This is a genomic window from Burkholderia sp. SIMBA_062, assembly GCF_046534765.1.
Taxonomy (GTDB): domain Bacteria; phylum Pseudomonadota; class Gammaproteobacteria; order Burkholderiales; family Burkholderiaceae; genus Burkholderia; species Burkholderia ambifaria.
In genome coordinates this window covers 43,767-66,856 of sequence record NZ_JAWRYD010000009.1, presented here as the reverse complement: position 1 = coordinate 66,856, position 23,090 = coordinate 43,767, and the positions used below count along the sequence as shown (strand labels likewise).

22 protein-coding genes are annotated in these 23,090 nt (G+C 67.1%); 13 read left to right on the top strand and 9 right to left on the bottom strand.

Features of this window, described 5'->3' with window-relative positions:
• Window positions 1-19: 19 nt before the first annotated feature.
• The gene (locus SB786_RS11800) at window positions 20-589 is read right to left on the bottom strand and encodes a single-stranded DNA-binding protein (RefSeq protein ID WP_410727609.1); all 570 of its coding nucleotides are present in this window, start codon (window positions 587-589) and stop codon (window positions 20-22) included.
• A 103-nt stretch (window positions 590-692) separates the two neighbouring features.
• On the bottom strand, window positions 693-1,880 hold the full coding sequence (locus tag SB786_RS11795) for an MFS transporter (RefSeq protein WP_410727608.1): 1,188 nt from the start codon (window positions 1,878-1,880) through the stop codon (window positions 693-695).
• Between the two features lie 262 nt (window positions 1,881-2,142).
• Between SB786_RS11795 and uvrA the strand changes: the two genes are divergently transcribed.
• Both uvrA and SB786_RS11785 read left to right on the top strand, forming a co-directional pair.
• Entirely contained in the window at window positions 2,143-5,028 is a 2,886-nt protein-coding gene (gene uvrA, locus SB786_RS11790) for an excinuclease ABC subunit UvrA (protein WP_410727607.1), read from the top strand.
• Window positions 5,029-5,286: 258 nt separating this feature from the next.
• Window positions 5,287-6,369, top strand: coding sequence for an AI-2E family transporter (locus SB786_RS11785; protein ID WP_410727606.1), 1,083 nt, complete (start codon window positions 5,287-5,289; stop codon window positions 6,367-6,369).
• Between the two features lie 94 nt (window positions 6,370-6,463).
• Here SB786_RS11785 and purU read toward each other — a convergent pair whose 3' ends face one another.
• The 5 genes from purU to SB786_RS11760 form a co-directional block, all read right to left on the bottom strand.
• A complete protein-coding gene (gene purU / locus SB786_RS11780) occupies window positions 6,464-7,348 on the bottom strand; it encodes a formyltetrahydrofolate deformylase (protein WP_410727605.1) in 885 nt (294 codons plus the stop codon).
• A 50-nt stretch (window positions 7,349-7,398) separates the two neighbouring features.
• Window positions 7,399-8,256 carry an NUDIX hydrolase gene (locus tag SB786_RS11775; protein ID WP_410727604.1) on the bottom strand — a complete coding sequence of 286 codons (858 nt, stop codon included), beginning with the start codon at window positions 8,254-8,256 and terminating at the stop codon, window positions 7,399-7,401.
• A 5-nt stretch (window positions 8,257-8,261) separates the two neighbouring features.
• Window positions 8,262-8,876 (bottom strand): LysE family translocator, encoded by a 615-nt coding sequence (locus SB786_RS11770; RefSeq protein WP_006759035.1) that lies wholly within the window; start codon window positions 8,874-8,876, stop codon window positions 8,262-8,264.
• 26 nt (window positions 8,877-8,902) lie between these two features.
• Entirely contained in the window at window positions 8,903-9,469 is a 567-nt protein-coding gene (locus SB786_RS11765; protein ID WP_166723795.1) for an adenine phosphoribosyltransferase, read from the bottom strand.
• Between the two features lie 78 nt (window positions 9,470-9,547).
• Window positions 9,548-11,554, bottom strand: a complete 2,007-nt coding sequence (locus SB786_RS11760; protein ID WP_410727603.1) for a cation:proton antiporter — start codon at window positions 11,552-11,554, stop codon at window positions 9,548-9,550.
• Between the two features lie 125 nt (window positions 11,555-11,679).
• On the opposite strand from SB786_RS11760, the gene kdsD reads away from it, so the two are divergent.
• From kdsD to SB786_RS11705, 11 genes are all read left to right on the top strand, one after another.
• Window positions 11,680-12,663: an arabinose 5-phosphate isomerase KdsD gene (kdsD, locus tag SB786_RS11755; RefSeq protein ID WP_006752621.1), complete on the top strand. Its 984-nt coding sequence runs from the start codon at window positions 11,680-11,682 to the stop codon at window positions 12,661-12,663.
• Window positions 12,663-13,199 (top strand): KdsC family phosphatase, encoded by a 537-nt coding sequence (locus SB786_RS11750; protein WP_410727602.1) that lies wholly within the window; start codon window positions 12,663-12,665, stop codon window positions 13,197-13,199. The genes kdsD and SB786_RS11750 overlap by 1 nt, the downstream gene beginning before the upstream one ends.
• A 3-nt stretch (window positions 13,200-13,202) precedes the next feature.
• A complete protein-coding gene (lptC, locus tag SB786_RS11745; RefSeq protein WP_410727601.1) occupies window positions 13,203-13,817 on the top strand; it encodes an LPS export ABC transporter periplasmic protein LptC in 615 nt (204 codons plus the stop codon).
• Between the two features lie 20 nt (window positions 13,818-13,837).
• Window positions 13,838-14,503 (top strand): lipopolysaccharide transport periplasmic protein LptA, encoded by a 666-nt coding sequence (gene lptA / locus SB786_RS11740; RefSeq protein WP_410727600.1) that lies wholly within the window; start codon window positions 13,838-13,840, stop codon window positions 14,501-14,503.
• A complete protein-coding gene (gene lptB, locus SB786_RS11735) occupies window positions 14,500-15,276 on the top strand; it encodes an LPS export ABC transporter ATP-binding protein (protein ID WP_006759030.1) in 777 nt (258 codons plus the stop codon). Before lptA ends, lptB begins: the two co-directional genes overlap by 4 nt.
• 169 nt (window positions 15,277-15,445) lie before the next feature.
• Window positions 15,446-16,951 carry an RNA polymerase factor sigma-54 gene (locus SB786_RS11730; protein ID WP_410727599.1) on the top strand — a complete coding sequence of 502 codons (1,506 nt, stop codon included), beginning with the start codon at window positions 15,446-15,448 and terminating at the stop codon, window positions 16,949-16,951.
• 157 nt (window positions 16,952-17,108) lie between these two features.
• Window positions 17,109-17,468 carry a ribosome hibernation-promoting factor, HPF/YfiA family gene (hpf, locus tag SB786_RS11725; protein ID WP_006759028.1) on the top strand — a complete coding sequence of 120 codons (360 nt, stop codon included), beginning with the start codon at window positions 17,109-17,111 and terminating at the stop codon, window positions 17,466-17,468.
• Between the two features lie 196 nt (window positions 17,469-17,664).
• Window positions 17,665-18,177 (top strand): PTS sugar transporter subunit IIA, encoded by a 513-nt coding sequence (locus SB786_RS11720; protein ID WP_034176675.1) that lies wholly within the window; start codon window positions 17,665-17,667, stop codon window positions 18,175-18,177.
• A 129-nt stretch (window positions 18,178-18,306) separates the two neighbouring features.
• Window positions 18,307-19,275: an HPr(Ser) kinase/phosphatase gene (gene hprK, locus SB786_RS11715; RefSeq protein ID WP_010090664.1), complete on the top strand. Its 969-nt coding sequence runs from the start codon at window positions 18,307-18,309 to the stop codon at window positions 19,273-19,275.
• 75 nt (window positions 19,276-19,350) lie between these two features.
• Window positions 19,351-20,259 carry an RNase adapter RapZ gene (gene rapZ / locus SB786_RS11710; RefSeq protein ID WP_410727598.1) on the top strand — a complete coding sequence of 303 codons (909 nt, stop codon included), beginning with the start codon at window positions 19,351-19,353 and terminating at the stop codon, window positions 20,257-20,259.
• Window positions 20,260-20,285: 26 nt separating this feature from the next.
• Complete coding sequence (locus SB786_RS11705) at window positions 20,286-20,921, top strand: LON peptidase substrate-binding domain-containing protein (RefSeq protein ID WP_006752630.1); 636 nt, start codon at window positions 20,286-20,288, stop codon at window positions 20,919-20,921.
• A 118-nt stretch (window positions 20,922-21,039) separates the two neighbouring features.
• On the opposite strand, the gene mutY is transcribed toward SB786_RS11705, so the two are convergent.
• Window positions 21,040-22,146: an A/G-specific adenine glycosylase gene (gene mutY / locus SB786_RS11700; RefSeq protein ID WP_410727597.1), complete on the bottom strand. Its 1,107-nt coding sequence runs from the start codon at window positions 22,144-22,146 to the stop codon at window positions 21,040-21,042.
• 35 nt (window positions 22,147-22,181) lie between these two features.
• Window positions 22,182-23,009: a bifunctional DNA-formamidopyrimidine glycosylase/DNA-(apurinic or apyrimidinic site) lyase gene (gene mutM / locus SB786_RS11695; RefSeq protein ID WP_410727596.1), complete on the bottom strand. Its 828-nt coding sequence runs from the start codon at window positions 23,007-23,009 to the stop codon at window positions 22,182-22,184.
• Window positions 23,010-23,090: the final 81 nt, after the last annotated feature.

Genomic DNA, 23,090 nt, shown 5'->3' with positions numbered 1-23,090 from the left:
AGATTTCGGTTACGAGACATCAGAACGGAATATCGTCGTCCATCTCGTCGAAGCCGCCGCCTGCCGGCGCGCTCGGACGGCTCTGGCCGCCGCCTGCGCCACCTGCGCCGCCGCGCGGTGCGCCGCTGGCACGACCGCCACCGCCGCCACCGCCGCGCTCCATCTGCTCGCCGCCGCGACCGCCGCCGCCGCCACCACCGTAGCCGCCGCCGTAACCGCCTTCGTCACTGCCGCCACCGCCGCCGGCCGAGCCGCCGCGGCCACCCAGCATCTGCATCTGGTCGGCGACGATTTCGGTCGAGTAGCGATCCTGGCCGTCCTGGCCTTGCCACTTGCGCGTGCGGATACGGCCCTCGATATAGACCGACGAACCCTTCTTCAGGTATTCGCTGACGATTTCCGCCAGACGGCCGAAGAAGGCGACGCGGTGCCACTCGGTCATTTCCTTGAAATCGCCGCTTGCCTTGTCCTTGTAGCGATCGGTCGTCGCGAGACGGATGTTCGCAACCGCGTCGCCGCTCGGCAGGTAACGGACTTCAGGATCGGCGCCGAGATTGCCGACGAGGATGACCTTGTTGACGGATGCCATGTGTTTCTCCAGTAAATTCGATGCCGGGCCGCTCGCGAAAGTCGTCGGAGCGGCCCGCCGGACAAGCCGGCGAGCGCCGCCCGTGCGTGTCCGAAAAGTAGGTTCAGGCCTTGCGCGGCGGCGCTTTCATGCTGGCCGCGATTATAAGCCACGCCGCCACGAGCCCAGAACACGCATAGAAGACGGTGTTCGCGCCGCCGTGCTTCAGCAGCCAGCCGCCCACAATGCCCCCGAGCGCGAGCCCGATCGATTGCGTGGTGTTGTAGACGCCGGTGGCCGCGCCCTTGCGCGAACCGGGCGCGAGCTTCGACACGAGCGACGGCTGCGATGCTTCCAGGATGTTGAAGCCCAGGAAGTACACGAACAGGATCGCCGCCACAATCAGAATGGTATGCGGTGCGCTGCCCAGCAACAATTGGCCGATCAGGATAGCGAGGATCCCGCCGAGCAGGACCGGCTTCATCTTGCCCCGTTTTTCCGCGACGATGATCGCCGGGACCATCATCACGAACGCGAGCCCCATCACCGGCAGGTAGATCTTCCAGTGCGCGGCGACCGGCAGCCCGCCGTCGACCAGCAGGCGCGGCACGACGAGAAACAGCGCCGTCTGCGTCGCGTGCAGCACGAGCACGCCGAAGTTCAGGCGCAGCAGTTCGCCGTTGTGCAGCACCTCGGCGAACGGCGCCGGCACGTGCACGGGCTTCGCCGCGTCGGGAACGATCCACACGACGACGCCGATCGCGAGGATCGACAGCACGCCGACGATCGCGAACAGCCCGCTCATCCCGACCCAGTGGAACACGATCGGCGCGCCGACGATCGCGACCGCGAACGACACGCCGATCGAGCCGCCGACCATCGCCATCGCCTTCGTGCGGTTCTGCTCGGAGGTCAGGTCGGCGATGAACGCGAGCACCGCGGACGACACGGCGCCCATCCCCTGGATCACGCGACCGACGATGATCCACGTGATGTCGTGCGCGAACGCGGCGACGAAGCTGCCGAGCGCGAAGATCACGAGGCCCGCGGCGATCACCGGCTTGCGGCCGAACTTGTCGGACGCCCACCCGTAGAAGATGTAGAACAGCGACTGCGTGACGCCGTAGGCCCCGAGCGCGATGCCCACGAGCAGCACGTTGTCGCCGCCCGGGATGGTTTTCGCGTAGACCGAGAACACCGGCATGATCATGAACAGGCCGAGCATGCGCAGCGCGAAGATCGCCGCGAGCGACGTGGTCGCGCGCAGTTCGGGCGCACTCATGCGGGAAGACGTGGCGGACGGATTGGACATCGGGAATGAATTTCGAATGATCGGAATGTCCGCCCGGCGGCGGGCGGCGGAAGATCAGGGCCACCGGCCCGGCAGGCTGGCAGGCGCTTTCCGGGACGTCCGACGGGCAGCCCGCGGGCCGCCCGAAGCCGTGCGGCGCGGCCGCTTCCCCGGCGTGGGCACCGCCTTGCTGCCAGTTGCTGCAAAGGCTGGGGAGCCCCAACGACGGCCTCGAAAAGCCGTTATAGTAGCAGGTTTGGTTCCCTCCATTTTCGCCAGGTTCATGGAACAGATCCGTATCCGTGGGGCACGCACCCACAACCTGAAAAACGTCAATCTCGACCTGCCGCGCCACAAGCTGATCGTGATTACCGGGTTGTCCGGGTCGGGCAAGTCGTCGCTCGCGTTCGACACCCTTTATGCAGAGGGCCAGCGCCGCTACGTCGAAAGCCTGTCCGCATACGCCCGCCAGTTCCTGCAGTTGATGGAGAAACCCGATGTCGACCTGATCGAGGGCCTGTCGCCCGCGATCTCGATCGAGCAGAAGGCGACGTCCCACAACCCGCGTTCGACCGTCGGCACGGTCACCGAGATCCACGACTACCTGCGACTTTTGTTCGCACGTGTCGGCACGCCGTACTGCCCCGACCACGACATCCCGCTCGAGGCGCAGAGCGTGTCGCAGATGGTCGACGCGGCGCTCGCGCTGCCCGAGGAAACCAAGCTGATGATCCTCGCGCCCGTCGTCGCGAACCGCAAGGGCGAGCACGCCGAGCTGTTCGAGGACATGCAGGCGCAGGGCTTCGTGCGCTTTCGCGTGCGCTCGGGCGGCGGCACCGCGAACGAAGGCGTCGCGAAGATCTACGAGGTCGAGTCGCTGCCGAAGCTCAAGAAGAACGACAAGCACACGATCGACGTCGTCGTCGACCGCCTGAAGGTGCGCCCGGACATGAAGCAGCGCCTCGCGGAATCGTTCGAGACCGCGCTGCGCCTCGCCGACGGCCGCGCGATCGCGCTCGAGATGGATACCGACCACGAACACCTGTTCAGCTCGAAGTTCGCGTGCCCGATCTGCTCGTACTCGCTGCAGGAGCTCGAGCCGCGCCTGTTCTCGTTCAACAACCCGATGGGTGCGTGCCCCGAATGCGACGGCCTCGGCCAGATCACGTTCTTCGACCCGAAGCGGGTCGTCGCGCACCCGTCGCTGTCGCTCGCCGCGGGCGCCGTGAAGGGCTGGGACCGCCGCAACCAGTTCTACTTCCAGATGCTGCAGAGCCTCGCGGCGTTCTACGAATTCGACATCGACGCCGCGTTCGAGGATCTGCCCGAAAAGATCCGCAAGGTGCTGCTGTTCGGTTCGGGCAAGCAGACGATCCCGTTCTCGTACATCAACGAGCGCGGCCGCACGACGATCCGCGAGCACGTGTTCGAAGGGATCATCCCGAACCTCGAGCGCCGCTACCGCGAGACCGATTCGGTCGCGGTGCGCGAAGAACTCGCGAAGTACCAGAACAACCAGCCGTGCCCGTCGTGCGAAGGCACGCGGCTGCGCCGCGAGGCGCGCCACGTGCGGGTCGGCGCGGGCGACTACGCGCGCGGCATCTATGAAATCAGCGGCTGGCCGCTGCGCGACGCGCTCGGCTATTTCGCCGGCCTGTCGCTCGACGGCGCGAAACGCGAGATCGCCGACAAGGTGATCCAGGAAATCGTCGCGCGCCTGACCTTCCTGAACAACGTCGGCCTCGACTACCTGTCGCTCGAGCGCAGCGCCGAGACGCTGTCCGGCGGCGAGGCGCAGCGGATCCGGCTCGCGTCGCAGATCGGCTCGGGCCTGACCGGCGTGATGTACGTGCTCGACGAGCCGTCGATCGGCCTGCACCAGCGCGACAACGACCGCCTGATCGCGACGCTCAAGCACCTGCGCGACCTCGGCAACTCGGTGATCGTCGTCGAGCACGACGAGGACATGATCCGCACGGCCGACTACGTCGTCGACATGGGCCCCGGCGCGGGCGAGCACGGCGGCGTGGTCGTCGCCGAAGGCACGCCGAAGCAGGTGCAGTCGAACCCGCAGTCGCTCACAGGCCAGTATCTGGTCGGCAAGCGCACGATCGAGTATCCGGACGAGCGGATCGCGCCCGATCCCGAGCGGATGCTGCGTATCGTCGACGCGCACGGCAACAACCTGAAGCACGTCGACCTCGAGTTGCCGGTCGGCCTGCTGACCTGCATCACCGGCGTGTCGGGCTCCGGCAAGTCGACGCTGATCAACGACACGCTGTATCACGCGGTCGCGCGCCACCTGTACGGCTCGTCGGCCGAGCCGGCGCCCCACGAGGCAATCGAGGGTCTCGAGCACTTCGACAAGGTGATCAACGTCGACCAGTCGCCGATCGGCCGCACGCCGCGCTCGAACCCGGCCACCTACACGGGCCTGTTCACCCCGATCCGCGAGCTGTTCTCGGGCGTGCCGACCGCGAAGGAGCGCGGCTACGATCCGGGCCGCTTCTCGTTCAACGTGAAGGGCGGCCGCTGCGAGTCGTGCCAGGGCGACGGCGTGCTGAAGGTCGAGATGCACTTCCTGCCGGACGTCTACGTGCCGTGCGACGTGTGCCACGGCAAGCGCTACAACCGCGAAACGCTCGACGTGCATTACAAGGGCAAGAACATCAGCGAAGTGCTCGACATGACGGTCGAACAGGCGTACGAATTCTTCAGCGCGGTGCCGGTGATCGCCCGCAAGCTGAAGACGCTGCTCGACGTCGGCCTCGGCTACATCCGCCTCGGCCAGTCGGCCACGACGCTGTCGGGCGGCGAGGCGCAGCGCGTGAAGCTGTCGCTGGAGCTGTCGAAGCGCGACACGGGCCGCACGCTGTACATCCTCGACGAGCCGACCACCGGCCTGCACTTCCACGACATCGCGCTGCTGCTCGAGGTGATTCACCGGTTGCGCGACCAGGGCAACACGGTCGTGATCATCGAGCACAATCTCGACGTGATCAAGACGGCCGACTGGGTGATCGACCTCGGCCCCGAAGGCGGTGCCGGCGGCGGCCAGATCATCGCGCAGGGCACGCCCGAGGAGGTCGCGAAGACCAAGGCGAGCTTCACCGGCAAGTACCTCGCGCCGCTGCTCAAGCGTTCGCCCCGCAAGGCGGCGGCCGGCTGAACGGTTCCGTCCCCGCGCGCGGGCGCCCCGGCCGCGCGCCTGCCGGCGCCCGCCGCGGCGCCGGTCTCCTCGTTTTCCCTTGTGCGGTTTTCCCTTCTGCGTTTACACCACGAGCCAAACTGTCCCGTGACGGACCATAATGGCAGCTATACTTTACGGTCGTAAGGTTCGCTATCCGCACCAATCCGGTGCGACGCCGGGCGAGCACCGTCCTGCCGCCCACCGCGCGGTGCGACACACGAACGACAGGAATCCACGATGGAGAAGCAACAAGAGTCGCGCGACGCGCAGAGCCGCGAGCCCCACCTGCGCAGCGTGCGGCTGACGAGCGACTTCAGCCTGCCGAAGCTGTCGGCGATCGAGATCGGCAGCTATCTGTTCGCCCTCGTCGCGATGGTGCTCGTCATCGAACTCAGGCTGCTGGGCGGGCTGCTGGCCGGCATGCTGGTCTATCAGCTGATCCACGCGATCGCGCCGGTGATCGAACGCCACACGACGAGCATGCGCGCGCGCTGGGTCGCCGTCGTGCTGCTGTCGATCGCGATCGTCGGCGGCCTCACGGGCCTGACGATCGGCATCATCGATCACTTCGAGCATACGGTACCGAACCTGCAGAGCCTGCTCGGCCAGTTGATGCAGATCGTCGAGCAGACGCGCGCCCGCACGCCGGCCTGGATCGCGAACCTGCTGCCCGTCGACGTCGAACAGATGAAAACCAAGGCGGCGCTGCTGATGCACTCGCACATGGATCAGCTCCAGCAAGGCGGCAAGAGCGTCGCGCGCGGCTTCGGCCATGTGCTGTTCGGGATGATCATCGGCGCGATGATCGCGATCGGCGTCGAGCACGGCAAGGTGCGCCGGCCGCTGTCGACCGCACTCGTCACGCGCGTGTCGCGCTTCGCCGAATCGTTCCGCCGGATCGTGTTCGCGCAGATCAAGATCTCGGCGATCAACGCAGCCTTCACCGGCATCTACCTGCTCGTCGCGCTGCCGATCTTCCACCAGCGGCTGCCGTTGTCCAAAACACTCGTGCTCGTCACGTTCATCGTCGGGCTGCTGCCGGTGATCGGCAACCTGATCTCGAACACGCTGATCGTCGCGGTGTCGCTGTCGGTCAGCATGGGCACCGCGATCGCCTCGCTCGCGTTCCTCGTCGTGATCCACAAGCTCGAATATTTCCTGAACGCGAAGATCATCGGCGGCCAGATCGAGTCGCGCGCGTGGGAGCTGCTGCTCGCGATGCTGATCATGGAAGCCGCGTTCGGGCTGCCGGGCGTGATCGCCGCGCCGATCTTCTATGCGTACCTGAAGCGCGAGCTGTACATGCTGCGGCTGATCTGACGCGCCGCGCATCACGCGATAAAAAAACGCCGCGCCCCATCCAGGCGCGGCATTGTTACTGGCGGGCCGGCCGACGGCCGACGCGAACCGCCGATCAGCGGAACACGACGGTCTTCGTCCCGTTCAGCACGATCCGGTGCTCGACATGCCACTTCACCGCACGCGCGAGCGTCACGCACTCGACGTCGCGGCCGATCGCGGTGAGCTGGTCGGGCGTCATGCTGTGGTCGACGCGCTCGACTTCCTGCTCGATGATCGGGCCTTCGTCGAGGTCGGTCGTCACGTAGTGCGCAGTCGCGCCGATCAGCTTCACGCCGCGGTCGAACGCCTGGTAATACGGCTTCGCGCCCTTGAAGCTCGGCAGGAACGAATGATGGATGTTGATCGCGCGGCCGGCGAGCTGCTGGCACATGTTCGGCGACAGGATCTGCATGTAGCGCGCGAGCACGACGAGATCGGCCCGGTGCTCGTCGATCACTTCCAGCACGCGCGCTTCCTGCGCGGCCTTCGCCGCATCGGACGACCCGCCCACGAGCGGAAAGTGATGAAACGGGATGTTGTAGCTCGCGGCGAGCTGGTAGAACTCCTTGTGGTTCGACACGATCGCCGGGATCTCGATCGGCAGCTGGCCGGTGCGGTAGCGGAACAGCAGGTCGTTCAGGCAGTGGCCGATCTTCGACACCATGATCACGACACGCGGCTTCACGGCCGCGTCGTGCAGCTCCCAGCGCATCGCGAACTGCTCGGCGAGCGGTGCGAATTCGTGGCGAAGCGTGTCGAGCGCCGACGCGGCATCCGCGCCGTCGGCGTCCTGCTCGAAATGCACGCGCATGAAGAACTCGCCGGTGCGGCTGTCGCCGAACTGCGCCGAGTCGAGAATGTTGTTGCTGCGCTCGAACAGGAAGCCCGAGACCGCGTGAACGATGCCGTGCCGGTCGGGGCACGACAGTTTCAAGATAAAGCTGTGATCGGTCGACATGACCGCTACTCCCTTCGTTTCGGTATTCGTCAAATAGGCCGTTCGGCGCGTTACGCGCCCGGCGCAAACAGCGCGTCGATGCCCGCCGCGTCGGCCGCCGCGAGCCAGCGGTGGCGCAGCAGCGTGTCAAGCATCGCGAGGCTCGCATCCATCGTCGCGCGGCCTTCGCGCAACCAGCCGATCACCTCGGGCACACCGGCCAGCAGGTGCTCGGCCACTTCGCCGTCCTGGTTGTGCGGCGCGAAATCGCGCGGCAGCGGCAGGTCGTACACGAAGATCAGTTCGGACTGCGTGCCTTCGGGCAGCGAGCACAGCACCTGCACCGCCCGGCCCGCGATCGCGCGCGCCGCCAGTTCGGCCGGCATGCCGGCCTCTTCCCAGCATTCCTTCGTGAGCGTCTCGTGAACGCTCAAGCCCCAGCCGATGCCGCCCGCGACGACGTTGTCGAGCATGCCGGGGTCGGTGGCCTTGGTCGCGCTGCGGCGGCCGAGCCACATCTGCGGCGCGGCGGGCGAACCCGGCGCAGCCGCATATTCTACGATGCCGTTCAGGTGCACCGCATAAGTCTGCGTGCCGAAAAAACGCGACGCGGCGCGCTCGATATACGCGAGCGGCGGATCGTCGAAGCGGTTGCGGATCGCATAGATCTCGTCGCGCCAGCCGGGAATCGCGCCTTCGGCCGCCAGCGCGCCGATCGCGCTCGCGAGCGCCATGCTGCGCGCATCGACCGTGTCATAGCGCGCCGACAGCACGACGCGCTCGTCGGTCAACTCGAACACGTCGGGCCAGCGGGCGAGCTTCGCGACGTCCCGGCGACGCACCCAGCCGACCTGCTCGCCCGCGATCTCGAAACGCAGGTGCGCAAGCGGATCGAAGCGGCGCGCGGCCGCGATGCACGGAAACGTCATCGGGTTCAGTCCTTCAGCGCCACGCGGATGCCGATCGCGATGAAGGTCGCGCCGGCGATCCGGTCGAGCCACACGCCGGCCTTCGGACGGCGCTTCAGCCATGCGCCGATCGCGCCCGCGCCGACGCCGAACAGCGAGAAGATCGCGGCCGTCTGCAGCATGAACAGCGCGCCGAGCTCGAACATCTGCAGCGTCACGCCCTGCGCGCCGTGCGGATCGACGAACTGCGGCAGGAACACGACGAAGAACAGCGTGACCTTCGGGTTCATCAGGTTGCCGATCACGCTCTGCCGGAAGATCGCACGCAGCGGCTGAGGCGGACGCGCATGCGCATTCGCGAGGCCCTGGCTGCGCAGCGCCTTGATGCCGATCCACACGAGGTACGCGGCACCCGCGAGCTTCAGCGCCTGGAACGCGACCGGCGACGAGCGCAGCACGGCCGCGACGCCGAGCGCCGCGAGCGTCGTATGGAACAGGATCCCGGCCGTGAAGCCGAGCGCCGCGACGAAGCCGGCCGCGCGGCCTTGCGAGATGCCGCGTGCGAGCACCTGCAGATTGTCGGGACCGGGCGCGAACGTGATCGCGATCGACGTGGCGAGAAACAGCATGAAGTTGGGCATCGTGACCTCGCGGGGTGGGCCGGCGTTCAGTGGCCGGGGAATTCGGTGACGGTATAGACGGGCAGCCCCGCGTTGCGCAGCAGCGTCGAGCCGCCGAGATCGGGCAGGTCGATGATCGCCGCGCCCTCGACGACGACCGCGCCGAGCCGCTGCAGCAGGTTGCGCCCCGCCATCATCGTGCCGCCGGTCGCGATCAGGTCGTCCATGATGATCACGCGGTCGCCGGGGCGGCACGCGTCCTCGTGGATCTCGACCGTCGCGCTGCCGTATTCGAGGTCGTAGGATTCCGAGCGCGTCTTGTACGGCAGCTTGCCGACCTTGCGGATCGGCACGAAGCCGACACTCAGCTCGTACGCGACGATCGGCGCGATGATGAAGCCGCGCGCGTCGAGCCCCGCGACGTAGTCGAGCTTCGCATCGACATAGCGTTCGACGAACAGATCGACGAGGATGCGCAGCGCCTTCGGGCTCTGCAGCAGCGTCGTAATGTCGCGGAACATGACGCCCGGCTGCGGCCAGTCGGGCACGGTGCGGATCTGGCTGTGGATGAAGGCGACCGGATCGAGCGGTGCGCCCGACGACGAATGCGGCATGAAACTCTCCGAAAAAAACGGTGCGCGAAGATCGGCACCGTTTCGAATCAATACGGGTCGGGTCGACCAAATCGCGACTCAGGCGGCCGCGGCCGGCGGCTCGCGCCGATGGCGCGACAGCCGCTCCTCCGCGAGCGCGAGCGCCTCGGGCAGCCCGCGCAGCACGACGATGTCGCTCGCGCGCAGCTTGGTGAGCGGGTCGGGTTCGACGCCGCGAATCCCGTGCCGGCGGATCGCCGTGACTTCCAGCCCGAGCGCATACAGCCCGAGCTCCTCCAGCGAGCGCCCGACCGCGTCCGCACGCACGTCGACCGGCACCGATTGTAGCCGCACCTGCTCGTGATCGTCGTCGTCCGCGTCGTCCGCGCCGTGGAAATAGCCGCGCAGCAGCCGGTAGCGCTCGTCGCGCATCTCCTCGACGCGCCGCACGACCTTGCGCATCGGCACGCCGACCAGCACCAGCGTGTGCGACGCGAGCATCAGGCTGCCCTCGACGATTTCCGGAATCACCTCGGTCGCGCCGGCCGCGAGCAGCTTCTCGAGATCGGCGTCGTCGACCGTGCGCACGATCGCCGGCAGCGTCGGCTCCAGCTCGTGCACGTGGTGCAGCACGCGCAGCGCGGACGGCGTGTTCGCGTACGTGATCGCGACGGCCGCCGCGCGATGGATACCGGCCGCGAGCAGCGACTCGCGACGCGCCGCGTCGCCGAACACGACCGATTCGCCGGCCGTCGCGGCCGCGCTCACGCGATCGGGATCGAGGTCCAGCGCGACGTACGAAATGCCTTCCTGCTCGAGCATGCGCGCCAGGTTCTGGCCCGCGCGGCCGTAGCCGCAGATGATCACGTGGCCGCGCTGCTTGAGGCTTTGCGTCGCAATGCGCGTCATCTGCAGCGACTGCTGCATCCATTCCGTCGACGACAGCCGCATCACGATCCGGTCGGCGTTCTGGATCAGGAACGGCGCGGCGAGCATCGATAGCAGCATCGACGCGAGAATCGCCTGCAGCAGCGTCGAATCGACGAGATGCCGGTCGAGGATCAGGTTGAGCAGCACGAAGCCGAATTCGCCGGCCTGCGCGAGCCCGATGCCGGTGCGCATCGCGACGCCCGGCGTCGCGCCGAAGAGGCGCGCGAGCCCCGCGATCATCGTCCCCTTGAACAGGATCTGCCCGACGAAGAAGCCGAGCACGAGCAACGGGTGCTCCCAGATCACGCGCGGATCGAGCAGCATCCCGGTCGTCACGAAGAACAGCCCGAGCAGCACGTCGCGAAACGGCTTGATGTCCTCTTCCACCTGATGACGGAACGGCGTCTCGGAGATCAGCATCCCCGCGATGAACGCGCCGAGCGCGAGCGACAGCCCGAAGCGGTCGGTGATGAACGCGGCGCCGAGCGTGATGAGCAGCAGGTTCAGCACGAACAGTTCCTGCGAGCGGCGCCGCGCGACCACGTTGAGCCAGCGCGTCATGAAGCGCTGACCGATGACGAGCAGCAGCGCGAGCGCGATCACGATCTTGACCGCCGCGAAGCCGAGCGTGATCGCGAGATCCTTCGACGACTCCGCGCCGAACGCGGCGATTACGATCAGCAGCGGCACCACCGCGAGATCCTGGAACAGCAGCACGCCGAAGATGTTGCGGCCGTGCTCGGTCTCGATCTCCAGCCGCTCGGCGAGCATCTTCGACACGATCGCCGTCGACGACATCGCGAGTGCGCCGCCGAGCGCGACGCTGCCCTGCCACGTGATGTGCACCCAGCGCTCGAACAGCGCGCCGAGCGCGACCGCGAGCACGAGCGTCACGACCACCTGCAGCAGCCCGAGCCCGAACACGAGCCGCTGCATCGCCCTCAGCTTCGCGAGCGAGAATTCGAGGCCGATCGAGAACATCAGGAATACCACGCCGAATTCCGCGAGGTGCTCGGCCCGCTCGAGGTCCGCGGCGATGCCGAATGCGTGCGGGCCGACCAGGATGCCGACGGTCAGGTAGCCGAGCATCGGCGGCAGGTTCAACGAGCGAAAGACGACGACGCCCACCACCGAGGCCAGCAGCAGCAGCAGGGTCATTTCGAGCGGGGAAATCACGGGCAAAGCGTCCTCGTTCGTCGGGGCCACGGCAATGCGGGCGCGGGTGGTGGCGGGGGGCAAGCGACCTCGGACGAGTCCGAAGGCGCGGCGCGGCGAACAAACGCCTTTGCTATACTCCGCGCATGATAGCGAAAATCAATGATGACCGGGCGCTCGCGCTCGCCCGCGACGTGCTCGACATCGAGGCGGACGCCGTGCGCGCGCTGCGCGACCAGCTCGACGGCGACTTCGTGCAAGCCGTCGCGCTGCTGCTCGGCTGCCGCGGGCGCGTCGTGGTATCCGGCATCGGCAAATCGGGGCATATCGCCCGCAAGATCGCGGCCACGCTGGCGAGCACCGGCACGCCGGCCTTCTTCGTCCATCCGGCCGAGGCCAGCCATGGCGATCTCGGCATGGTCACGTCGGACGACGTCTTCATCGGCATCTCCTATTCCGGCGAGTCGGAAGAACTCGTCGCGATCCTGCCGCTCGTCAAGCGGATCGGCGCGAAGCTGATCGCGATCACGGGCCGTGCGGAATCGAGCCTCGGCACGCTCGCCGACGTGAACCTGAACGCCGCGGTGTCGAAGGAAGCGTGCCCGCTGAACCTCGCGCCCACCGCGAGCACGACCGCCGCGCTGGCGCTCGGCGACGCGCTCGCCGTCGCGGTCCTCGACGCGCGCGGCTTCGGCTCCGAGGATTTCGCGCGCTCGCATCCGGGCGGTGCGCTCGGCCGGCGCCTGCTCACCCATGTGCGCGACGTGATGCGCTCGGGCGACGACGTGCCGCGCGTCGGACTCGATGCCACGTTGTCGGACGCGCTGTTCCAGATCACCGCGAAACGGCTGGGCATGACGGCCGTCGTCGGCGCCGACGGCCGCGTGGCCGGCATCTTCACCGACGGCGACCTGCGCCGCGTGCTCGCGCGCGAAGGCGATTTCCGCACGCTGCCGATCGTCGACGTGATGACGCGCGAACCGCGTACGATCGGCCCCGAACATCTCGCGGTCGAGGCCGTGGAACTGATGGAGCGCCACCGGATCAACCAGATGCTGGTGGTCGATGCCGACGGCGCGCTGATCGGCGCGCTGAACATGCACGACCTGTTTTCGAAGAAGGTGATCTGATGAGCGCAGCGCTGACTGCGGCCGAACGCGCGAGCCGCGTGAAGCTGATGATTTTCGACGTCGACGGCGTGCTGACCGACGGCGGCCTGCTGTTTACCGCGGCCGGCGACGCGATGAAGTCGTTCAATTCGCTCGACGGCCATGGCGTGAAGCTGCTCGGCGAGGCCGGCATCGCGACCGCGATCATCACCGGCCGCCGCTCGGAGATCGTCGCGGCGCGCGCGAAGGAAATGAAGATCGCGCACCTGTTCCAGGGTGTCGAGGACAAGCTCGCCGTGTTCGCCGACCTGATCGCGTCGCTCGACATCGGCGCCGACGCATGCGGCTACATGGGCGACGACTGGCCCGACCTGCCGGTGCTGCTGCGCTGCGGCTTCGCGGCCGCGCCGGCCAACGCGCACCCCGAGGTGATCGCCCGCGCGCACTGGGTGGCGGAGGCCCGCGGCGGCCACGGCGCGGTGCGCGAAGTCTGCGACGCGATCCTGCGCGCGCAGCGCCGCTACGACGCGCTGCTCGCGGCCGCCTGCGGAGCCTGACGGATGAACACGCATTTCCGCTGGACCCAGTTGCTGCCGCTGATCGCGGTCGCCGCGCTCGCGGGCATCACGTGGTGGCTGCTGCAGGCGACGCTGCCGCCCCCCGGCGAGGGCACCGCGCGGCCGAAGCGCCATACGCCCGACTATTTCGCGGACAACTTCTCGGTCACCGAGCTCGACCAGTCGGGCACGACCCAGTACCGGCTGACGGCCGCGAAGCTGGTCCACTATGAAGACACCGACAACAGCGACCTGGCCGATCCGGCCATGCGCGCATTCCAGCCCGGCAAGCCGGTCGTCACGACCACCGCCAAGCGCGGCACCGTCAACGGCGACGTGTCGATCGTCGATTTGTATGACGACGCGCGCATCCTGCGCGTGGCCGGCGGCGGCGATCCGCAGATGCAGGCGGATTCCCAGCATTTCCGGATCTTCGTCAATGACGATGTGATCCAGACCGAAAAGCCGGTTAAACTTCAGCGCGGCCTGTCGCTCGTCAACGCGACCGACGGCATGAAGTACAACAACGTCACCCGGGTCATCGAGCTTTACGGCAACGTGCGCGGCACGATCGCCGCGGCGGACACGTCCGGCGGCTCGAAAGGTCAATCCAGGTGACGCATCCCTCACGTGACTGCATGAACGAACCGTTCCCTCGACAGAATTCCGGCGGCGCTGCGCGCGCCGTCCGCGCCGCGCTCGCCGCGACGCTCGTGGCGCTCCCGCTCGTCGGGCTGGCGCCGCTCGCCCATGCCGAGAAGGCTGACCAGAACAAGCCGATCAACGTCGAGGCGGACAACCTCACCTACGACGACCTGAAGCAGGTGACGGTCGCGACCGGCAACGTCGTGATCACGAAGGGCACGATCATCATCAAGGGCGATCGCGTCGAAGTGCGCCAGGATCCGGAAGGCTATCAGTACGCGACGTCGTTCGGCAGCGGCAAGAAGCACGCGACGTTCCGCCAGAAACGCGAAGGTCTCGACGAGTACATCGACGGCGACGGCGAGCGCATCGACTACGACGGCAAGCAGGACCTGACGACCCTGACGACCGCCGCGACCGTGCGCCGCCTGCAGGGCACGTCGACGATCGCCGACACGGTGCACGGCAGCGTGATCACGTACGACGGCCAGCGCGACTTCTACACCGCGAAGGGCGGCAAGGACGTCGCGGCGCCGGGCAATCCGAACGGCCGCGTGCGCGCGATGCTGTCGCCGAAGAGCGGCGGCCCCGGCCAGTTGAACGGCGCGCCGGCGAAGCTGTCGCCGTCGACCACGATCCAGGGAGCGCCGGGACAATGAACGCGCTACCGAATCGCCAGCCGGCCGGCGCGACGAGTTCGCTCGTCGTGCGCAACCTGAAGAAACGCTACGGCTCGCGCACGGTCGTCAAGGACGTGTCACTCGACGTGAAGAGCGGCGAAGTCGTCGGCCTGCTCGGCCCGAACGGCGCGGGCAAGACGACGTCGTTCTACATGATCGTCGGCCTCGTGCCGCTCGACGCGGGCGAGATCTCGCTGAACGGCAGCTCGATCAGCCTGCTGCCGATCCACAAGCGTGCATCGCTCGGCTTGTCGTACCTGCCGCAGGAAGCGTCGGTGTTCCGCAAGCTGACCGTCGAGGAAAACATCCGCGCGGTGCTCGAACTGCAGCACGGCGAAGACGGCAAGCGCCTGTCGAAGGACGCGATCGCAGCGCGCACCGAGGAGTTGCTCGACGAACTGCAGATCGGCCACCTGCGCGAGAACCCGGCGCTGTCGCTGTCGGGCGGCGAACGCCGTCGCGTCGAGATCGCACGTGCGCTTGCGACCAGCCCGAACTTCATCCTGCTCGACGAACCGTTCGCCGGCGTCGACCCGATCGCGGTGCTCGAGATCCAGAAGATCGTCAAGTTCCTGAAGCAGCGCAACATCGGCGTGTTGATCACCGATCACAACGTCCGCGAAACGCTCGGCATCTGCGACCACGCATACATCATCAGCGACGGTTCGGTGCTCGCCGCCGGCGCGCCCAGCGAAATCATCGAAAACGAAAGCGTGCGCCGCGTGTACCTCGGCGAACACTTCCGCATGTAACCTCCCCTTTTGTGGCTGGCTGCACCCCGCCCGGCATCGCCGCGCGGGGCTGCGCCCGCGTGCCCCGCGTGGCGGCCCTGCCCGCGGCCGGGCGCTGCGCCGCGCGTAATCGCCGATGGCTCAATGCGGGTCGGTCGTGGCAAACTGCCGGTATGACTCCCTCTCTGCCATGAAAGCCAGCCTTCAACTCCGCCTGTCGCAACACCTGGCGCTGACCCCGCAACTGCAGCAGTCGATCCGGCTCCTGCAACTGTCGACGCTCGAACTGCAGCAGGAAGTCGCGATGGCCGTCGCGCAGAATCCACTGCTCGAGAACGAAGACGAATGGATCACGAGTCCGCTGCGTGTCGCGGCGGACGGATCGCTGATCGCGCAGGGGCCTTCCGGACAGAACATCGAGCCGGGCCCCGCGAACGGCAGCAGCCAGTCGAGCGAGCGCGCCGAGCGCGACGAGCCGGCCGGCGCCGACGAATACGACGGCTACGGGTCAAGCGACGCCGGCGACGGCCCGCAGTGGAATCTCGACGAGTACGGCCGCTCGAGCGGCGCGTCGGACGATGACGACCTCCCGCCGCTGCAGGTGCAGGAAGCCGCGACGTCGCTGCGCGACCACCTGTCCGCGCAATTGCGCGTCACGCAGGCCGGTCCGCGCGATCGCGCGCTCGTGATGTTCCTGATCGAATCGCTCGACGACGACGGCTACCTGACCGCGTCGCTCGACGAAGTACTCACCGACCTGCCGCCGGAACTGGAAGTCGACTGCGACGAACTGAATGCGGCCCTCGCGCTGCTGCACAGTTTCGATCCGGCCGGGGTCGGGGCCCGTTCGGCCTCCGAATGCCTGAAGCTGCAGTTGCTGCGCCTCGATCCGTCCCCCACCCGCACGCTCGCGCTGGAAATCGTGTCGCAACACCTCGAGCTGCTTGCCGCGCGCGACTTCACGCGGCTGCGCAAGCACCTGAAGGCGAGCGACGACGCGCTGCGCGACGCGCACGCGCTGATCCGCTCGTTGGAGCCGTTCCCCGGCGCCGCCTACGGCAAGGCGGAGGCCGACTACGTCGTGCCCGACATCATCGTGAAGAAGGCCGGCCAAGGATGGCTCGCGGAACTCAATCCGGAAGTGATGCCGCGCCTGCGGATCAACAACCTGTACGCGAACATCCTGCGCAACAGCCGCGGTGATCCGTCGGCCGGATCGCTGAAGCAGCAGCTCCAGGAAGCACGCTGGCTGATCAAGAACATCCAGCAGCGATTCGACACGATCCTGCGTGTCGCGCAGGCCATTGTCGAACGTCAAAAGAATTTCTTCGCGCATGGTGAAATCGCGATGCGCCCCTTGGTTTTGCGGGAAATAGCTGATACGCTGGGCCTACACGAGTCGACTGTCAGCCGTGTGACAACAGGCAAGTACATGCTGACCCCGTTCGGTACGCTGGAATTCAAGTACTTCTTCGGGTCACACGTTTCGACCGACACCGGAGGCGCCGCATCGTCGACCGCCATCCGAGCCCTGATCAAGCAACTGATAGGAGCTGAAGACCCAAAATCGCCACTTTCGGACAGCCGCATTGCCGAGCTGCTGGCAGAACAGGGTTTCGTGGTTGCGCGCCGCACGGTTGCCAAGTATCGCGAAGCCCTCAAAATCCCGGCAGTGAATCTGCGCAAGTCTCTTTAGCCTGCTGCCTGCCCGGCGGCGGGCGTCTTCCGGCCACCGCGCACACGGGGGACAGCCGGGCGACCTGTCCGCGAATTTGCCGCCACGTGCGGCAAGGGCAAGTCGACCGGAGCGCCGCCTCGATGCGGCCGGGTGGTCACTCGCTTGGAGAAGCACTATGAACCTGAAGATCAGTGGACATCATCTCGAAGTCACGCCTGCAATTCGCGAATACGTGATCACCAAGCTGGACCGGGTGCTACGCCATAGCGATCAGGTGATCGATGGCACTGTGATCCTCTCGGTCGACAACCACAAGGAAAAGGACAAGCAGCAGCGCGCGGAAATCAATCTGCACCTGAAGGGCAAGGACATCTTCGTCGAAACCGCAAACGGCAACCTCTACGCTGCGATCGATCTGCTGATCGACAAGCTGGACCGCCAGGTCGTCAAGCACATGGAGCGTCTGCAGACCCATGCGCACGACCCGATCAAGCTGCAGCCGTCGATCGACCAGATCGAACTGCCGCCGCAATAACGTTCACCGCAACACACACGCCGCCCGGTTCGCCGGGCGTTTTTTTTGTGTCCAGGCGGCAGTGGTGCGACCGGTCCGTCCATGCCGCGCCACGCACGCGGCTGTGCTCTATAATGTCCCGGTTATCGCCGGGGGGGCGTTGGGTGCGGTAGCTGCGTTGCAGGTGCCGATGCCAAACACCTTGATATCGCCGAACATGGAAAATCAGTCTGCCGCCGCAAGGAGACCCCAGGCCGCCCAATCGCCTGCCAACATGAATCGCCTAGCCAAAATCCTGCCCATAGAGAACGTCGTCATCGACCTCTCCGTCACCAGCAAGAAACGCGTCTTCGAACAAGCCGGGCTGATGTTCGAGAATCAGAACGGCGTCGCCCGCAGCACCGTCACGGACAACCTGTTCGCGCGCGAGCGCCTCGGCTCGACCGGGCTCGGCGAGGGCGTCGCGATTCCGCACGGGCGCATCAAGGGGCTCAAGCACCCGCTCGCCGCGTTCGTGCGGCTCGCCGACGCGATCCCGTTCGAAGCGCCCGACGGCCAGCCGGTCGGTCTGCTGATTTTCCTGCTCGTCCCCGAGCAAGCTACCCAACAGCACCTCGAGATCCTGTCGGAAATCGCGCAACTGCTGTCCGATCGCGACGCGCGCGAGCGTCTGCACAACGAAACAGATCTCGCCGAGTTGCATCGCGTGCTCACTCAGTGGCAACCTTGAGTTGATCCGGGCGGAATATTTTCCCGAACGAGGCGGCACGCGCCGCCGTCCAGGGCCGCCCGGCGCCGGTCCGGCATGGCGACGCCCGTCGCCGCGCGCATGCACCGGCTCATTGGAGTGACGAAAGTCATGGATACGTCCAGCATCAACGCCCAGAGCATCTTCGACGACAACGCGGCCACGCTGAAACTGAGCTGGCTGACGGGGCATGAAGGCTGGGAGCGCGGTTTTTCGGCCGACACCGTCGCCAACGCGACGTCGAGCGCCGACCTCGTCGGCCACCTGAACCTGATCCACCCGAACCGGATCCAGGTGCTCGGCGAAGCCGAAATCGACTATTACCAGCGGCAGACCGACGAAGACCGCTCGCGCCACATGGCCGAGCTGATCGCGCTCGAACCGCCGTTTCTCGTCGTCGCCGGCGGCGCCGCCGCGCCGCCCGAACTCGTGCTGCGCTGCACGCGCTCGTCCACGCCGTTGTTCACGACGCCGATGTCCGCCGCCGCGGTGATCGACAGCCTGCGGCTCTACATGTCGCGCATCCTCGCACCGCGCGCGACGCTGCACGGCGTGTTCCTCGACATCCTGGGGATGGGCGTGCTGCTCACCGGCGACTCAGGGCTCGGCAAGAGCGAACTCGGCCTCGAACTCATCAGCCGCGGCCACGGCCTCGTCGCCGACGACGCCGTCGACTTCGTCCGACTTGGCCCCGATTTTGTCGAAGGCCGCTGCCCGCCGCTGCTGCAGAACCTGCTCGAAGTGCGCGGCCTCGGCCTGCTCGACATCAAGACGATCTTCGGTGAAACCGCCGTGCGCCGGAAAATGAAGCTGAAGCTGATCGTCCAGCTCGTGCGCCGCCCGGACGGCGAATTCCAGCGGCTGCCGCTGGAAAGCCAGACGGTTGACGTGCTCGGCTTGCCGATCAGCAAGGTCACGATCCAGGTGGCGGCCGGCCGCAACCTCGCGGTGCTGGTCGAGGCGGCCGTGCGGAACACGATCCTGCAGTTGCGCGGCATCGACACGTTGCGCGATTTCATGGATCGGCAACGACTCGCGATGCAAGATCCCGACAGTCAGTTCCCCGGCAAGCTCGTGTAACTTCCCCGCGCCGGCCTCGCAGCGCCGACGCGTCGAGCCGGTGCTATGATGAAACGTCCGGATTCTCTGCTTCCCATGCGTATCGTCCTCATCACCGGCATCTCCGGCTCAGGCAAGTCCGTCGCGCTGAATGCGCTTGAAGACGCAGGCTACTACTGCGTCGACAACCTGCCGCCGCATGTGCTCCCCGAACTCGCCCGCTACCTGGCCGACGGCGGCCAGCATCGGCTCGCGGTCGCAATCGATGCGCGCTCGAGCGCGTCGCTCGACGAAATGCCCGGCCTGATCCGCTCGCTGTCGCTCGAGCACGATGTCCGCGTGCTGTTCCTCAACGCAAGCACGCAGGCGCTGATCCAGCGCTTCTCCGAAACGCGCCGACGCCACCCGCTGTCCGGTTCGCCGTCGCACGACGCGAACATCGGGCTGCTGTCGTCGCTCGAGGAAGCGATCGAGCGCGAGCGCGACCTGGTCGCGCCGCTCGCTGAATTCGGTCACCAGATCGATACGAGCACCCTGCGCGCGAACGTGCTGCGCACGTGGGTCAAGCGCTTCATCGAGCAGAAGAACAACGACCTGATGGTGATGTTCGAGTCATTCGGCTTCAAGCGCGGCGTGCCGCTCGATGCCGACCTGATGTTCGACGTGCGCGCGCTGCCGAATCCGTACTACGACCATGAGCTGCGCCCGCTCACCGGGCTGGACCAGCCGGTCATCGCCTTTCTCGACGCACTGCCGATCGTCCACCAGATGATCGACGACATCCATGCGTTCCTGATGAAATGGCTGCCGCACTTTCGCGAAGACAACCGCAGCTACCTGACCGTCGCCATCGGCTGCACGGGCGGTCAGCATCGCTCGGTGTTCATCGCGGAAACGCTCGCCGCGCGCCTCGCGCACGATGCGAACGTGATCGTGCGGCATCGTGACGCGCCAGTGGATGTCGACGCGTCGTCGCGGCTCGTCAACGAGGTCGACCGACCTTAGCGACACCGCCCTCTCCCCGGCGCGCCATGTCCACCCTATCGACCACCCTGATCGACCTGCCGCTGTTTCCGCTGCACACGGTGCTGTTTCCCGGTGGCTGGCTGCCCCTCAAGGTGTTCGAGGCGCGCTATCTCGACATGTCCCGCGCATGCCTGCGCGACGACGCACCGTTCGGTGTGTGCCTGCTGAAAAGCGGCCCCGAAGTCGCGCAGGACGGCGCCGTGTCGGTGCCCGAGACCATCGGCTGCATGGCGCGCATCACCGAGTGCGACACCGGCGAATTCGGGATGCTGTACCTGGAGGCGATCGGCACGCAGCGTTTCGAGCTGCTGTCGTATCGCGTAGAAGGCAACGGGCTGCTGGTTGGGATCGCGGAGCCGCTGCCCGACGACATCCCGCTCGAAGGCGAGCAGGCGCTCGCGCAATTCGGCTCGTGCGCCGAGGTGCTCGAGCGCATCATCGAAGCGCTGAAGAAATCCGAACCGGGCAAGCTGCCGTTCGCCGAACCGTTCCGCCTCGACGATCCGAGCTGGGTGTCGAACCGCCTCGCGGAACTGCTGCCGCTCGACCTGCGCGCGCGGCAGAAGCTGATGGAGTTTCCGGATGTCGGCGCGCGGATCGATGCCGTGCACCACGTGCTCGACCGGCACGGATGGCTGTAGGCATCGGCCGTCCTGTCGCATGTCAGCGGTGCAGCGGTGCCGCCGCCGCGCTGTGCCGAACGGACGGATGCCCCGCGGCGACCGGGCGCCTTCCCGAGCGCGGCCCCTTCCCCTTTCGTTACAGCAGCGGCCCGCTCAGCGCATCGAGCAACTTGCGCACGGGCGCCGGCACGCCGTACGCAGCGAGCCCGCTCAGCGGCACCCAGGCCGTCTCGGCATCCTGCGCGTGCGCGGCCGGCAGCCCGCCGTTCGTCATGTCGCTCAGCCGCGGTTCGATCTCGAGCCGGAAATGCGTGAACGTGTGCGTAAATGGAGCGAGCGGCACCGGGCCACCGCCGCCGAAGCCGCGTGCGAGTGCCGCGAGCGCGGCATCGCCGTCCGCCTGGGGCAGGCACCACAGGCCGCCCCAGATGCCGGCGGGCGGACGCCGCTCGAGCAGCACGGCGTCGCCGTCGCGCAGCACGAGCATCCAGGTCTTGCGGGTCGGCACGGCCTTCTTCGGCCGCGCGGCCGGCAGTTCGCGCTGCCGCCCCGTCGATTGCGCGACGCAGTCGCCCGCGAACGGACAACGCGCGCAATCCGGCTTGCCGCGCACGCACAGCGTCGCGCCGAGATCCATCAGCCCCTGCGTATAGGCACTCACGTCGGCCTCGTTCGCGGCATCGGGCAGCAGCGATTCGGCCAACGCCCACATGTCGTTCTCGACACGCTTCTCGCCCGGAAAGCCTTCCACGCCGAATACCCGCGCGAGCACGCGCTTCACGTTGCCGTCGAGGATCGTCGCGCGCGCACCGTACGCGAACGACGCGATCGCCGCGGCCGTCGAGCGGCCGATGCCCGGCAGTTCGGCGAGCGCGTCGGGCGTCGACGGGAATACACCGCCATGCTCGGCGACGACGACCTGCGCGCAGCGGTGCAGGTTGCGTGCGCGGGAGTAGTAGCCGAGGCCGGCCCACAGCGCCATCACGTCGTCGGCAGGCGCAGCCGCGAGCGCGGCGACGTCGGGAAAGCGTTCGAGAAAGCGCAGGTAGTACGGGATGACCGTCGACACCTGCGTCTGCTGAAGCATGATTTCCGACAGCCAGATCCGGTACGGATCGCGGGTGTTCTGCCACGGCAGGTCGTGGCGGCCGTGCATGCGCTGCCATGCGATCAGGCGCGTGGCGAACGTGCGGTGCAGCGGCGTGACGGGGAACGGAGCGGGAGCAATGCGGGGCGGCTTCAAGTGTTCGAATCTTTGGAAAAAGGTTTCAACGGGGCTCAACGCTGGCAGGTCGGGCAGAAATAGGTCGAGCGCTGACCCTGCACGATCTGGCGGATCGGCGTGCCGCATACGCGGCAAGGCAGCCCCGCACGGTCGTAGACGAAGCAGTCGAGCTGGAAATAGCCGCTTTCGCCGTTGCTGCCGACAAAATCGCGCAACGTGCTGCCGCCGCGCTCGATCGCGTCGGCGAGCGTCGCGCGCACCGCGTCGGCCAGTCGCTCGTAGCGCGGCAGCGATACCTTGCCGGCGGCGGTCGTCGGCCGGATGCCGGCTTGAAACAGGCTCTCCGACGCATAGATATTGCCGACGCCGACGACCATGTCGCCCGCGAGCAGCGCCTGCTTGACCGACACCGTGCGGCCGCGCGTGCGCGCGTGCAGCAGCGCGCCGGTGAACGCCGGCGAGAACGGCTCGACGCCCAGGCTGGCGAGCAGCGGATGCGCATGCACGTCGCCCGCTTCGCGCGCGTGCCACAACACGGCGCCGAAGCGGCGCGGATCGCGAAAGCGCAGCACGAACTCGTCGAAGATCCAGTCGATGTGGTCGTGTTTCGCGGCGACCGGCACGCCGGCCGCGGGCAGCACGCGCAGCGTGCCCGTCATTCCGAGATGAACGATGAACCAGCCGGCGTCGACCTCGAACAGCAGGTACTTGCCGCGCCGCTCGACGGCGAGCACCTCGCGCGCGCGCAATTGCTCCGCGAGCCCCGCCGGCACGGGCCAGCGCAGCATCGCGGTACGGACGTCGACACGCTCGACGCGGCGGCCCGCGACAAAGGGCTCGATGCCCCGGCGCGTGACTTCGACTTCTGGCAACTCTGGCATGTTTCGGGGGTCTGAGACGGGATTCACGATCGTGCGTGTATTGTAGCGAGCGCGTTACAATCGGTTGAAACATCGAACGGA